A 13,578-nucleotide genomic window follows, 5' to 3' on the forward strand; every position below is an offset into this window, starting at 1 on the left:
GTCTGGACTGGCACGGCGCCTGGCTGTCGGTGATTCATCACCCCTTGTTCGGCATCGCCATCACGCTGGGCGCTTATCAACTGGTGCTGGCCGGTTACGAGAAAACCCGCTGGGTGTTTCTGCAACCGGTGCTCATCTCCATGCTGGTGGTGATTGGCGTATTGGTGAGCTGCGGACTGTCCTACGTCGAATATCGCAAGAGCACCGAAATCCTCAGCATTCTGCTGGGCCCCGCCACGGTTGCGTTGGCGGTGCCGCTTTATCTGAATCTGCGGCGCATCCGGCAACTGTTCTGGCCGGTATTGACTACGCTGGTGGTGGGTGGCGTGCTGGCCACCGGGCTGTGCGTGGGGCTGGGCTGGATGCTCGGCGCCGATCACATGATCCTGATGACCATGGCGCCCAAGTCCGTGACCTCGCCGATCGCCATGCTCGTCGCCGAGCAGATTGGCGGCGTGGCGGCGCTGGCCGCGGTGTTTGTGTTGATAACCGGGGTGATCGGCGGCATATTCGGCCCCGGTCTGCTGACCCTGGCGCGGGTAACCAGCCCGGAAGCGCGAGGCATGGCCCTCGGGCTGACGGCCCATGCGGTGGGTACGTCGGCGGCCCTGCAGGAAAGTGAGGAATGCGGCGCCTTCGCGGCGCTGGCAATGAGTTTGATGGGTGTCGCCACGGCCTTGTTCCTGCCGTTGGCGGTGTCTCTGGTTGCTTGAGGATGGGTTTATGTCGTTGCCGTTGTTTCCACTGAATGCCGTGCTGTTCCCGGGGTGCGTGCTCGATCTGCAGCTCTTCGAGGCGCGCTACCTCGACATGATTGGCCGCTGCATGAAGCAGGGCGAAGGCTTCGGCGTGGTCTGTATCACTGAAGGCAGTGAGACGGGCGACGTGCCGGACGGTTTCTCGCTGATCGGCTGCGAAGCACGGGTGACCGATTTCCAGAAGCAGGATAACGGCCTGCTCGGCATTCGCGTTGTGGGGGCTCGACGTTTTCGGGTGAAGGACTACAGCACCCAGCGCGACAACCTGCTGGTCGGCGAAGTCGAGTGGCTGGACGATCCCCAGGAGCAACCGCTGCAGGAAGAGGACGACGATCTGGTCGCCTTGCTCGCGGCGCTGGCTGAACACCCGATGGTGGCCGCGCTGAACATGGGCCTCACCGCCAGCGGTCAGCACTCGCTGGCCAATCAACTGGCGTACCTGTTGCCGTTCGCGGAAGAAGACAAGATTGAGCTGCTGGAAATCGAAGACGCCGAAGAACGGCTTGATGCGATTCAGGACCTGCTCGACGAAATGCAGGGCGACATGCAGGCCTGATGCTAGATGTTGCTCGCAGCCCGGCTCGTTACCCCGCCGGGCCGCATGCACGTCGCGTCAGTACTGGTAGCGGATCAAACCGTGGGGGAACGAGTGCAGACCGAACCCGCCGAACAGCGCCACCATCGCCGGCAGCACCAGCCACCACACCTTGATTGGCAGCGCCTCCAACGGCTTCTTGTTCTGCACGAAGGCAAGGCTCGCGGCGCAGGTGAAAAACGCCAGCAGCATCCCGGCCGTGACATCCGTCGGCCAGTGCACCCCCAGATACACCCGAGACATGGCGATCGCCAGCGCCGGAATCCCGCCCAGCAGCAGCCAGGTCAATCGCAGCCGAACCGGCTGACCCCGGCCGGCAAGCACCGCCAGCGACATGAATAGCGCAAACGAGGCCGAGGCATGTCCGCTCGGCATGCTGTAAGTCCCGAGCGCCTCCGTCAGGACCTCAGGCCGTGCGCGGGCGAAGGTGTATTTCATGCTCTGATTGATCAACGCCGCGCCAAGGGTGGTACCGATCACGAAGATTGCATGGCGCCATTGCCGCGTGACGCCCAGCAGGATGGTCAGCAGGGCGGCCGCGCAGAACTGAGTCCGGAAATCCCCCAGGCCCGTCACCATCACCACGAAGTTCTCGGCTGCAGCGCTCCGGCTGGCCTGCACCACAGTCATGATGCCTTGATCGAAATCGGCCAGGTACGGCCAGCCGAGGAAAACGCTTGCCAGCAAAATGAAGCAGGTCAGGGCGATAACTTTCGTCGCGTAGGGCTTTTGTCGCAGGCTGCTCTGGATGCTGATGCCCAGCAGAAGCGCCAGCCCGCCGCCCACTACGGCAGCCTGGGGCCAGAAGTTTTCCGGCAGCGGCAGGCGGATCGCAGCACCGGTCGCCCAGCCCGGCAGAATATAGGCCACGGACCATCCGGCCGCGGCGATCAGGCTGACGCCGGCAAAGCGCACGAACGGCATGTCGCACATCCCGGCCACCATCGGCAGCATAGGGCGCAGCGGGCCGATGAAGCGGCCGACCAGCAGGCTGGCAATGCCGTAGCGCTGAAAGTAGGTCTCGGCGCCGCCGATCCACTCAGGGTGACTGCGCAGCCCCGGCAATTGACGAATCCTCTGATGGAAGCGCCGGCCGAGGAAGTACGACACCAGGTCGCCCAGGATACCGCCGAGGAAGCCCAGCAAAAGCGCTTCGCTCAATGGGAGTATCCCGCTGCCGGCCAGTGCGGCAATCGCGAACAGCACAACGGTGCCGGGGACGACGATGCCGGCAATCGCCAGGCATTCGATGAATGCGACGATAAAAATCGCCGCGCCGAGCCAGGAAGGGTTGGCGCTTAGCCAAGAAGTGATGCTGTCGAGCCATGCGCCCATGGGTTCAGTTTCCTTGCTCGATGAGAATATAGTCGCGCCCTTCGACTTGCCCGCGTCTGATCGGGTTCCGTGTGCAGAAGCGGGCATAGGCGGCGTCAACGAACCGGTACATCAGGTGCTCGTCACGCCCGGCGGGAATGCCCAGGCGCGTGGTTTGAATAATCCGCGGCGGTCGCTGACCCACGTCCTCGACAAAGAGTTGCTCTTCATCGAAGCGCCTGGCGTCCCACATCGGCACTTTCAGGCCCAGCGCCTTGCACAATAATGTCTGTCCAGCGCACAGCCGCTCGGGCGTGCGCACGTTGCCACTGGCGTCGGGATTGTTCAGCAGCATGCGGGCGAGGGCGTTCTCATCGGACACCGCATCGACCCAGGGATAGGCCGATTTGATCAACACCGCATTGCCCGGGCCCTCCGCACTGAAGTTCAGCGAATCACCGCCGCGGGCGTAATACATATAAATGTGCCCGCCTTCCAGAAACAAAGCTTTACGTTTTTCCGTGTAACCGAGGGACGCATGACTGCCTTTCTCGGCCACGTAATACGCCTCCGTCTCAATAATCCGCGCCGACAACCACACCCCGTCGACCTTGTGACGAATGACCTTGCCGAGTAACTCCCGGGCAAGCGTCTGCGCATCGCGATGAAAAAAACTGTCCGGCAGGGCGCGTGGCGATTGGTCAGGCATAAACAACGGCAGTCAGAGAATGGACCGCGATCATATCAACATCGGCCTTAATTGGAGCTGAATGGGTGAGGGTGGGCGCGAAGCCGGGGACAGATTGATTTACGGTGAAGCGCTGTAAATAAATCAGTCCCCTACCAACGGGGAGCAGATCAAAAATCTCATTGCCCACACGTGCGCCTTCCCGGCTAAAGCCGGTCCCACTAAAAAGCATCGCGTCCCGCCAGTGAGACCGGCGGCGATCCCTGTAGACCGGCTTCAGCCGGGAAGCTCTTGATCTGCCTAAACGCGCTTTTGATCTTGATCTTCGTACGCAAGATTTCCAGACACCGCCAAACGCGACTTGGGTGCAGGCTGAACGCAGGTCTCGCGCAGTGGGCCGAGCCGCATGGATGCGGCGAGAGCGCCGTCAGGACATGGATGTCCGTTCGGCGCGGGCCCACGGAGCGAGACCGGAGTGAAGGAACCCTGACGAAGGAAGGGCCCAACCAGGAGCAGGCACCCTTGGTTACTTGGGGTGCTTTTCCAAGTAACTCGCCGAAGGCGAAACAGTTCCGCCGTTAGGCGGAATCCACGCTCGGTGGGCCTGGTTCACTGAACAAAACCTCCTTATTCCGACCATCCGCCTGTCGCCGCTGTCGTTCAGCACGCCCGACAGCTATAATCCGCCGCTTTCCCATTTGCCAAGACTCCCGAGACCATGACTGAGTCCGTTCTTGACTACATGACCCGCCTGGGTCGCGCCGCCCGCGAAGCCTCCCGCGTGATCGGCCGTGCCAGCACCGCACAGAAGAACCGCGCCCTCGCAGCCACCGCTGCCGCGCTGGACGCTTCCCGTGCCGAGCTGACCGCCGCCAACGAACAGGACCTCGCCGCTGGCCGCGCCAATGGACTCGAACCCGCTCTGCTCGAACGCCTCTCCCTGACCCCGGCCCGCATCGACAGCATGATCGCCGGCCTGCGCCAGGTCGCCAGCCTGCCAGACCCCATCGGCACCCTGCGCGACATGAGCTTCCAGCCCTCCGGCATCCAGGTCGGCAAAATGCGCGTGCCACTGGGCGTCGTCGGCATCATCTATGAGTCGCGTCCCAACGTAACCATCGACGCCGCCAGCCTCTGCCTCAAATCCGGGAATGCCACCATCTTGCGTGGCGGCTCCGAAGCCATACATTCCAACCGCGCCATCGCCGCCTGCATCCAGCGCGGCCTTGATGACGCAGGTTTGCCTGCCGCCGTCGTACAAGTCGTCGAAACCACCGACCGTGCCGCCGTTGGCGCACTGATCACCATGCCGGAGTACGTGGACGTCATCGTGCCGCGTGGAGGCAAAGGCCTGATCGAACGCGTCAGCCGTGATGCCAAAGTCCCGGTCATCAAACACCTGGACGGCATCTGCCACGTCTACGTCAGTGCCCATGCCGACCTGGCCGCTGCCCAGCGCATCAGCTTCAACGCCAAGACCTACCGGTATGGCATCTGCGGCGCCATGGAAACCCTGCTGGTCGATCAAGCCATCGCCGCAGAGTTTCTGCCTCCCATGGCTACCCAGTTTCGCGAGAAAGGCGTCGAACTGCGCGGCTGCGAGCGCACCCGCGACCTGATCGATGTCTTGCCGGCCACCGAAGACGACTGGCACACCGAGTACCTTGCGCCGATCCTGTCGATCCGCATCGTCACCGGTCTGGACCAGGCCATCGAACACATCAATCACTACGGCTCGCATCACAGCGACGCCATCATCTCCGACTCGCAAGCCCAGACTCGCCGCTTCATGGCTGAAGTCGACTCGAGCTCGGTGATGGTCAACGCGCCCACCAGCTTTGCCGACGGTTTCGAATACGGCCTGGGCGCGGAAATCGGCATCTCGACCGACAAGATTCACGCGCGCGGTCCCGTGGGGCTTGAAGGCCTGACCTGCGAGAAATACATCGTCGTCGGCGACGGCACGCAGTTGCGCGGGCAGGGGCCGGTCTGACTTGGTCCACGTCGGTCAGGCTTCAGGCAGCGGCGCGCAGGCAATGGCCGATCCGATTGCGGTTCCGCTGAACACGGCACGGGTGCCACAGCGCATCGGCATACTCGGCGGCACGTTCGACCCGGTGCACATTGGCCACTTGCGTGGCGCACTGGAAGTCGCCGAACTGCTGGAACTCGATGAGCTGCGCCTGACGCCCAGCGCCCGACCGCCTCATCGCGACACGCCAAGTGTCTCGGCGCAGGACCGTCTGGCGATGGTGCAGTGCGCGGTCGCCGGGGTGCCACCCTTGACGGTGGATGACCGCGAGCTGTTGCGCGACAAGCCGTCGTACACGATCGACACGCTGGAATCGATGCGCGCGGAACTCGCCGCCGATGACCAGCTATTTTTATTGCTGGGTTGGGACGCCTTTTGCGGGCTGCCTTCCTGGCATCGGTGGGAAGAGTTGCTGGAGCACTGCCATATCGTGGTGCTGCAACGCCCGGACGCCGACAGCGAGTCCCCGGATGCGATGCGAAATCTGCTCGCGGGACGTGCCGTCAGTGATCCAAAGGCCCTCAAGGGCCCCGGCGGAAAGATTACGTTCGTCTGGCAGACGCCGCTTTCGGTGTCTGCCACCCAGATCCGTCAACTGCTGGCCAGCGGTAAGTCGGTACGTTTTCTGGTGCCAGACGCGGTACTGGCCTATATCGATACGCACGGGCTGTACCGTGCGTCGAACTAAAGGTGTGTCGCTACGCAGCCAAGTGCGCGAAGAAACGCCCAAACATACGAGTTAAAAGAGTTTTTTATGACTGACAAACGCGCTGTAAACCCAATCATCGAAGTGATCAGGGCTGCCCTGGAAGACGTCAAGGCCCAGGATATCCAGGTGCTGGACGTTCGTGACAAACAAAGCATCACTGATTACATGGTCATCGCGACCGGTACCTCCAACCGCCAGATCAACGCGATGCTCGACAAGGTCCGCGAAGAAGTCAAAAAGCAGGGCCTCAAGCCGCTGGGCGAAGAAGGCAAGGGCGACAGCGACTGGGTGCTGCTCGACCTGGACATCGCCATCGTTCACATGATGACCGCCTCCGCTCGCCAGTTTTACGACCTCGAGCGTCTGTGGGCCGGTGCCGAGCAGAGCCGTTCGGCCAGCGCTGCACACCACAGCCCGGAAAACGCTCACGAGCATTTCGACAAGCTGAACAAAGACCAGGCCTAAGGCGTCGTTGTGCGTCTGCGTCTGATCGCTGTCGGTTCCCGCATGCCCAAGTGGGTGGAAGAGGGTTGGCATGAGTATGCCAAGCGTCTGCCATCCGAGCTGGCGCTGGACCTGGTGGAAATTCCGCTCAATACCCGTGGCAAGAACGCCGACGTGGCACGCCTCATCCGTCAGGAAGGCGAGGCCATGCTGGCGAAAGTGCAGCCGGGCGAGCGGATCGTCACGCTTGAAGTGCATGGCAAGCCCTGGAGCACCGAGCAACTGGCGGGCGAGCTCGATCGCTGGCGTCTGGATTCGCGCACGGTCAACCTGATGGTCGGCGGTCCGGAAGGGCTGGCGCCGGAAGTCTGTGCACGGGCCGAGCAGCGTTGGTCGTTGTCGCCACTGACGTTGCCGCACCCGCTGGTGCGCATCCTCATCGGCGAGCAGATTTATCGTGCCTGGACCGTGCTGTCCGGTCACCCTTATCACAAGTAGCGCCGCTGCCTTCACTGTGAACCTGCCCTAAATGTCTCAGCCGATCCGCCTGAAAGACCACGAAAAGGACGCACGCCTGGTGCGCAGCCGAGTCGTGGTCGGTGCAGTCGCGGTCGTCGTGCTGATCTGCGTGCTGATCGCGCGGCTGTATTTCCTGCAGGTCATCCAGTACGAGTACCACTCGACGCTGTCCGAGAACAATCGCGTTCACGTGCAGCCGATTCCGCCGAGTCGCGGGCTGATCTACGACCGCAACGGCGTGGTCATTGCCGACAACCGGCCGAGCTTCAGCCTGAGCATGACCCGCGAACGTTCCGGTGACTGGACCCAAGTGCTGGACACCATCGTTCAAGTGCTTGAGCTGACGCCGGATGATCGGATCATCTTCGAAAAACGCATGAAGCAGGGGCGACGGCCGTTCGAGCCGGTGCCCATTCTGTTCGAGCTGACCGAAGAGCAAATCGCCCGTATCGCCGTTAATCAGTTCCGGCTGCCGGGCGTTGAAGTGGTGGCGCAGTTGGTTCGTCACTATCCGCAGGGCGAGCACTTCGCCCACTCGGTGGGTTACATGGGGCGGATCAACGAGAAAGAGCTGAAAAGCCTCGATCCCGTGAATTACAGCGGCACTCACCACATGGGCAAAACCGGTATCGAGCGCTTTTACGAGCCCGAGCTGCACGGCCAGGTCGGCTACGAAGAAGTCGAAACCAACGCCCGCGGCCGCGTCTTGCGCGTGCTCAAACGGACCGATCCGGTGCCCGGCAAGGACATCGTCCTGAGCCTCGACATCCAGTTGCAGGAAGCCGCCGAAGCCGCGCTGGCCGGGCGTCGCGGCGCCGTGGTGGCGTTGGACCCAAGCACCGGCGAGGTGCTGGCGATGGTCAGCCAGCCGAGCTTCGACCCGAATCTGTTCGTCACTGGCATAAGCTTCAAGGCCTACTCCGAGCTGCGCGATTCGGTCGACCGCCCGCTGTTCAACCGTATCTTGCGGGGCCTGTATCCACCGGGTTCGACGATCAAGCCGGCGGTGGCGATTGCCGGTCTCGATACTGGCGTTATCACGGCGAGCACGCGGGTGTTCGACCCCGGCTATTACATGCTGCCGAACTACGACCACAAATACCGCAACTGGAACCGCACCGGCGATGGCTGGGTGGATCTGGACACGGCGATCATGCGCTCCAACGACACCTACTTTTACGATCTGGCCCACAAGGTCGGGATCGATCGGCTGTCGGCCTACCTGAACAAGTTCGGCATCGGCCAGAAAGTCTCGCTGGACATGTTCGAAGAATCCCCCGGCCTGATGCCCTCCCGTGACTGGAAACGTGTCACCCGGCGGCAGGCGTGGTTCCCGGGTGAAACACTCATTCTGGGGATCGGCCAGGGCTACATGCAGGCCACCCCGCTGCAGTTGGCCCAGGCCACCGCGCTGGTGGCGAACAAAGGCAAATGGAACCGCCCGCACCTGGCCAGGACCGTCGAAGGGCAGAAGCCGGTGGACCACAACCCGATGCCTGACATCGTCCTGCGTGATCCGTCTGACTGGGCCAAGGTCAACCACGGCATGCAGCAAGTGATGCACGGCGCTCGCGGCACCGCGCGCAAGGCCGCGATCGGTGCCCAGTACCGCATCGCCGGCAAGAGCGGTACGGCCCAGGTCGTGGCCATTCGGCAGGGCGAGAAGTACGACCGCTCGAAAGTCCAGGAACGCCACCGCGACCACGCCTTGTTCGTCGGCTTCGCGCCGGCCGACAGCCCGAAGATCGTCGTTGCGGTGATGATCGAAAACGGCGAGTCGGGATCGGGCGTTGCCGCGCCGGTGGTGCGGCAGGTCATGGACGCCTGGCTGCTTGATCCCCAGGGTCACCTGAAACCCGAATACGCCAGCAATGCACAGCCTCCGGAGACCGCGGCCCGTGAAGAGTAATTTCGACCGCATCCTGTCCAGCGAAGATGTGATGCGCCGTCGCGCCACGTTTCTGCAGAAGATTCACGTCGATGGCCCGCTGCTGATCCTGCTGCTGACGTTGGCGGCGGGCAGTCTGTTCGTGCTGTATTCGGCCAGCGGCAAGAGTTGGGACCTGCTGATCAAGCAAGCGACCTCCTTCGGCATCGGCCTGGTGTCGATGTTCGTCATCGCGCAGCTTGAACCCCGATTCATGGCCCGCTGGGTGCCCGCCGCCTATGTGATCGGCGTTCTGCTGCTGGTGGCGGTGGACGTCATGGGCCACAACGCCATGGGCGCGACGCGCTGGATCAACATTCCCGGAGTCATCCGCTTTCAGCCCTCGGAATTCATGAAGATCATCATGCCGGCGACCATCGCCTGGTACCTGTCCAAGCGCACGCTGCCACCGCACCTCAAGCACGTGGCGGTGAGCCTCGGGTTGATCGGTCTGCCGTTCATTCTGATCGTGCGTCAGCCGGACCTCGGCACCTCGCTGCTGATTCTGGCCTCCGGCACCTTTGTGCTGTTTATGGCCGGCCTGCGCTGGCGCTGGATCATCAGCGTGGTGGCGGCAGCGGTCCCGGTCGCGGTGGGCATGTGGTTCTTCTTCATGCACGACTACCAGAAGCAGCGGATCCTGACCTTCCTCGACCCGGAGAGCGATCCGCTCGGCACCGGCTGGAACATCATTCAGTCCAAGGCGGCGATCGGTTCGGGCGGCGTGTTCGGCAAAGGCTGGCTCATGGGGACGCAGTCGCACCTGGACTTCCTGCCTGAAAGTCACACCGACTTCATCATTGCGGTGCTCGGCGAGGAATTCGGGCTGGTGGGGATTTGCGCGCTGCTGCTGATCTATCTGTTGCTCATCGGCCGCGGGCTGGTGATCACCGCCCAGGCGCAGACGCTCTACGGCAAGCTGCTCGCGGGCAGCCTGACCATGACCTTTTTTGTTTACGTTTTCGTCAATATCGGTATGGTCAGCGGTCTGCTGCCGGTCGTAGGCGTGCCGTTGCCCTTCATTAGCTACGGCGGAACTTCGCTGGTGACGCTGCTGTCAGCGTTTGGTGTTTTGATGTCGGTCCATACGCATCGCAAATGGATCGCTCAGGTTTGATTAAGGTGAAGAACTCAATGCAAGTAGTGCGTGGCTGGGCTGCTCGATATGCGCCGCTGGTCGGTCTGATGGGCATCTTCGGCTCAGTGCAGGAATCACTTGCCGGTGACTATGACGGCTCTCCTCAAGTCGCCCAGTTCGTCAGCGAAATGACCCGCGATTATGGATTCGCGGGTGAACAACTGATCGATGTGTTCCGCAATGTGCAGCGCAAGCAGGCAATCCTCGATGCCATTTCCAGGCCTGCCGAACGCGTCAAGCCGTGGAAAGACTATCGCCCGATGTTCCTCACCGACGCCCGCGTTGCCCGGGGCGTCGACTTCTGGCGTCAGCACGAGGCCGCCCTGGCGCGCGCCGAGCAGGAGTACGGCGTGCCCGCTCAGGTGATCGTATCGATCATCGGCGTCGAGACGTTTTTCGGCCGCAATACCGGGAATTACCGGGTGATGGACGCATTGTCGACCCTGGCGTTCGACTATCCCCAGCGCGCCGACTTCTTCCGCAAGGAGCTGCGCGAGTTCCTGTTGCTGTCCCGCGAACAGCAGGTCGATCCGCTGACGCTCAAAGGCTCCTACGCCGGGGCGATGGGCTTGCCCCAGTTCATGCCGAGCAGTTTCCGCGCCTATGCAGTGGACTTCGACGGCGATGGCCACATCAACATCTGGAACGACCCGGACGATGCAATCGGCAGCGTGGCCAGCTACTTTCAGCGTCACGGCTGGGTGGCCGGCCAGCCGGTTGTCAGCCGCGCGGACGTGCGCGGTGACCGCGTCGATCAGGGCTTGAGCCCGGGCATCGATCCGGTGAAGACTGTTGGGGAGTTGCGAGCGTTGGGCTGGGCGAGTCATGATGCGCTGCGCGACGACATGCCGGTCACGGCATTTCGCCTCGATGGCGACAAAGGCCCTGAATACTGGATGGGCCTGAAGAATTTTTACGCAATCACGCGATACAACCGCAGCGTGATGTACGCCATGGCCGTGCATCAACTGTCTGAAATGCTTGTTCAAGCCCGGGACGTCAAGTAATGCGGCCACTGCCGATGCACCAACCATTGAAACTGATGGCCTTCACGGCACTGACGTTGCTGATCGTCAGCTGCTCGACCAGCCGCCCGACGACAACGACGCAGCGGCAGCAGGGCAACGTCATTCGCTCGCAGCCAGGGCTGGACATCAACAGGGCGCACAAAGACGGCGCGCCCTGGTGGGACGTTGATGTGTCGCGCATCCCCGATGCCATTCCGACCCTGCACACCGGCCCGTACAAGGCCAACCCGTATACGGTGCTGGGCAAGACCTATTTCCCCCTCAGCGATTCCAGGACCTATTCCCAGACGGGAACGGCGTCGTGGTACGGCACCAAGTTTCACGGGCAGAACACGGCCAACGGCGAAGTCTATGACCTGTATGGCATGAGCGCGGCGCACAAGACGCTGCCACTGCCCAGCTATGTTCGCGTGACCAACCTGGACAACAACCGCACCGTGATCCTGCGGGTCAACGATCGCGGCCCGTTCTATTCGGACCGCATCATCGACCTGTCCTATGCAGCGGCGAAGAAGCTCGGTTATGCCGAAAACGGCACGGCGCGGGTAAAAGTTGAAGGCATCGACCCTTCTCAGTATTGGGCGCAGCGCGGCAAACCGGCGCCGCTGATGCTGGATCAGCCGCAAGTGGCAAGCAGCAATCCGCCGCCTCGGCAGGCAGCGGCGCCGGTGATTACCGCATCGGCCGGTACGATCGAGCAATGGACGCCGCCACCGCAGCAACACGCCGCTCCGGTCACGCCCGTGCCGATCGACGCAAAAAAAAACGCTTCCGGACAAGCGTCTGGGCTGTTTCTCCAAGTGGGAGCCTTCGCCAACCCGGACGCTGCGGAACTCCTGAGGTCGAAATTGAGCGGGATGGTCCGCGCGCCGGTGTTCGTGAGTTCGATCGCGCGCAACCAACAGACGCTCTATCGCGTGCGGATGGGACCGGTCGACACGCCGGGTGAAGCCCAGCAGCTGCAAAACAGCGTAAGGTCGGCCAATCTCGGCTCGCCAAGCGTCGTCACGTCGGACCAGTAACGCTTTCATCAGCGATTAACGCCCCGGCAACGGAGGCGCGTTTCGCTGCCTGACCGACGACATGCCGACCGGGTTTGTCGTTGTCAGCAGCTTTTCACGGCACGTTCTGTAGAATGTGAGCCCGTTTGCCGGGGTAGCCCGGCACCCGCTTTGCCCGCAAGGGCATGTTTGCCCATTAGCATTTTCGAGAGACGGATGAACATCACCAGCTTTGCAAAACGCCTTTGCCTGCTTATCCCGCTATTCACCACGCCTGCCGTGTTTGCGGTCGAACAGATGACGCCATCGCCACCGCAACTGGCTGCCAAGGCTTATGTGCTGATGGACGCCAACAGTGGCAACGTTCTGGTCGAAAACAATGGCGACCAGCGCCTGCCACCGGCCAGTCTGACCAAGCTGATGACCGCCTACATCGCCACGCTGGAAATCCGTCGTGGCCAGATCGGCGAAAACGACCCGGTGACCGTCAGCGAAAACGCCTGGCGCACCGGCGGTTCGCGGATGTTCATCAAAGTGGGCAGCCAGGTCACCGTCAGTGACCTGCTGCACGGCATCATCATTCAGTCGGGTAACGACGCCAGCGTTGCGCTTTCCGAGCACATCGCCGGCAGCGAAGACGCCTTCGCCGACCTGATGAACAAGACCGCTGCCGACCTGGGCATGGTCAACAGCCACTTCATGAACCCGACCGGCCTGCCGAACCCTGATCACTACGCCACCGCCCATGACATGGCCCTGCTGGCGCGCGCGATCATCCACGAAGACCCGGCGCACTACGCGATCTACTCGCAGAAAGAGTTCTTCTGGAACGGCATCAAACAGCCAAACCGTAACTTGCTGCTGTGGCGTGACAAGACCGTCGACGGTCTGAAAACCGGTCACACCGAAGAAGCCGGCTACTGCATGGTGTCCTCGGCCGTGCGTGATGGCATGCGTCTGATTGCTGTCGTGTTCGGCACCAACAGCGAGCAAGCTCGTGCTGCCGAAACCCAGAAGCTGCTGACCTACGGTTTCCGTTTCTTCGAAACCCAGACCTTCTATCAGAAGGGCACCGAACTGGCTCAGGCGCCGGTCTGGAAAGGCACAGAGCGTCAAGTCAAAGCCGGTCTGGCTGAAGACCTGACCATGACCATGCCAAAAGGCGAGCTGAAGAAGCTGGCCGCGAGCATGACCATGAATCCACAGCTGGTTGCGCCGATCGCCAAAGGCGACGTCATCGGCAAGGTTGAGGTCAAGCTGGACGACAAGGTCGTGCACAGTGCCAACCTGATCGCTCTGGACGCCGTCGAGGAGGGTGGTATCTTCCGCCGCCTGTGGGATAGCATCCGCTTGTTCTTCTACGGTCTGTTCAACTGATCAACGATTGATCAAAAGCTGACCGTTGCTCCGTACGCCCCCGTCGCC

General features: G+C 62.1%; 14 protein-coding genes. 11 read left to right on the forward strand and 3 right to left on the reverse strand.

The genetic code is table 11. From position 1 onward, the window contains the following. Positions 1-2: 2 nt before the first annotated feature. Both SLW75_RS21595 and SLW75_RS21600 read left to right on the forward strand, forming a co-directional pair. Positions 3-713 carry an LrgB family protein gene (locus tag SLW75_RS21595; RefSeq protein ID WP_192133651.1) on the forward strand — a complete coding sequence of 237 codons (711 nt, stop codon included), beginning with the start codon at positions 3-5 and terminating at the stop codon, positions 711-713. A 10-nt stretch (positions 714-723) separates the two neighbouring features. After that, a complete protein-coding gene (locus SLW75_RS21600; RefSeq protein ID WP_065988382.1) occupies positions 724-1,314 on the forward strand; it encodes an LON peptidase substrate-binding domain-containing protein in 591 nt (196 codons plus the stop codon). Between the two features lie 57 nt (positions 1,315-1,371). Here SLW75_RS21600 and SLW75_RS21605 read toward each other — a convergent pair whose 3' ends face one another. The 3 genes from SLW75_RS21605 to SLW75_RS21615 are packed head-to-tail and all read right to left on the reverse strand — an operon-like array spanning position 1,372 to position 3,545. Continuing rightward, a complete protein-coding gene (locus SLW75_RS21605) occupies positions 1,372-2,688 on the reverse strand; it encodes a bifunctional DedA family/phosphatase PAP2 family protein (protein WP_410935401.1) in 1,317 nt (438 codons plus the stop codon). 4 nt (positions 2,689-2,692) lie between these two features. Then, positions 2,693-3,376, reverse strand: coding sequence for a DNA-3-methyladenine glycosylase (locus tag SLW75_RS21610; protein WP_296306863.1), 684 nt, complete (start codon positions 3,374-3,376; stop codon positions 2,693-2,695). Further along, a complete protein-coding gene (locus SLW75_RS21615; RefSeq protein WP_192133520.1) occupies positions 3,369-3,545 on the reverse strand; it encodes a hypothetical protein in 177 nt (58 codons plus the stop codon). Before SLW75_RS21615 ends, SLW75_RS21610 begins: the two co-directional genes overlap by 8 nt. Before the next feature lie 528 nt (positions 3,546-4,073). On the opposite strand from SLW75_RS21615, the gene SLW75_RS21620 reads away from it, so the two are divergent. From SLW75_RS21620 to SLW75_RS21660, 9 genes are all read left to right on the forward strand, one after another. Then, complete coding sequence (locus tag SLW75_RS21620; protein WP_192133522.1) at positions 4,074-5,348, forward strand: glutamate-5-semialdehyde dehydrogenase; 1,275 nt, start codon at positions 4,074-4,076, stop codon at positions 5,346-5,348. Positions 5,349-5,430: 82 nt separating this feature from the next. Further along, complete coding sequence (gene nadD, locus SLW75_RS21625; protein ID WP_167355788.1) at positions 5,431-6,075, forward strand: nicotinate-nucleotide adenylyltransferase; 645 nt, start codon at positions 5,431-5,433, stop codon at positions 6,073-6,075. A gap of 66 nt (positions 6,076-6,141) precedes the next feature. Further along, positions 6,142-6,561, forward strand: coding sequence for a ribosome silencing factor (gene rsfS / locus SLW75_RS21630; protein WP_065988378.1), 420 nt, complete (start codon positions 6,142-6,144; stop codon positions 6,559-6,561). 9 nt (positions 6,562-6,570) lie between these two features. Next, a complete protein-coding gene (gene rlmH / locus SLW75_RS21635) occupies positions 6,571-7,038 on the forward strand; it encodes a 23S rRNA (pseudouridine(1915)-N(3))-methyltransferase RlmH (RefSeq protein WP_065988377.1) in 468 nt (155 codons plus the stop codon). Positions 7,039-7,069: 31 nt separating this feature from the next. Continuing rightward, positions 7,070-8,968 (forward strand): penicillin-binding protein 2, encoded by a 1,899-nt coding sequence (gene mrdA / locus SLW75_RS21640; RefSeq protein ID WP_065988376.1) that lies wholly within the window; start codon positions 7,070-7,072, stop codon positions 8,966-8,968. A gap of 31 nt (positions 8,969-8,999) precedes the next feature. Continuing rightward, positions 9,000-10,103, forward strand: coding sequence for a rod shape-determining protein RodA (gene rodA, locus SLW75_RS21645; RefSeq protein ID WP_065988478.1), 1,104 nt, complete (start codon positions 9,000-9,002; stop codon positions 10,101-10,103). A gap of 17 nt (positions 10,104-10,120) precedes the next feature. Beyond that, a complete protein-coding gene (gene mltB / locus SLW75_RS21650) occupies positions 10,121-11,131 on the forward strand; it encodes a lytic murein transglycosylase B (protein WP_410935402.1) in 1,011 nt (336 codons plus the stop codon). After that, positions 11,131-12,174 (forward strand): septal ring lytic transglycosylase RlpA family protein, encoded by a 1,044-nt coding sequence (locus SLW75_RS21655; RefSeq protein WP_065988374.1) that lies wholly within the window; start codon positions 11,131-11,133, stop codon positions 12,172-12,174. Before mltB ends, SLW75_RS21655 begins: the two co-directional genes overlap by 1 nt. Positions 12,175-12,369: 195 nt before the next feature. After that, on the forward strand, positions 12,370-13,530 hold the full coding sequence (locus tag SLW75_RS21660; protein ID WP_192133526.1) for a D-alanyl-D-alanine carboxypeptidase family protein: 1,161 nt from the start codon (positions 12,370-12,372) through the stop codon (positions 13,528-13,530). Positions 13,531-13,578 lie beyond the last annotated feature (48 nt).

The organism is Pseudomonas sp. W5-01 (assembly GCF_046540435.1).
GTDB lineage: Bacteria > Pseudomonadota > Gammaproteobacteria > Pseudomonadales > Pseudomonadaceae > Aquipseudomonas > Aquipseudomonas graminis_B.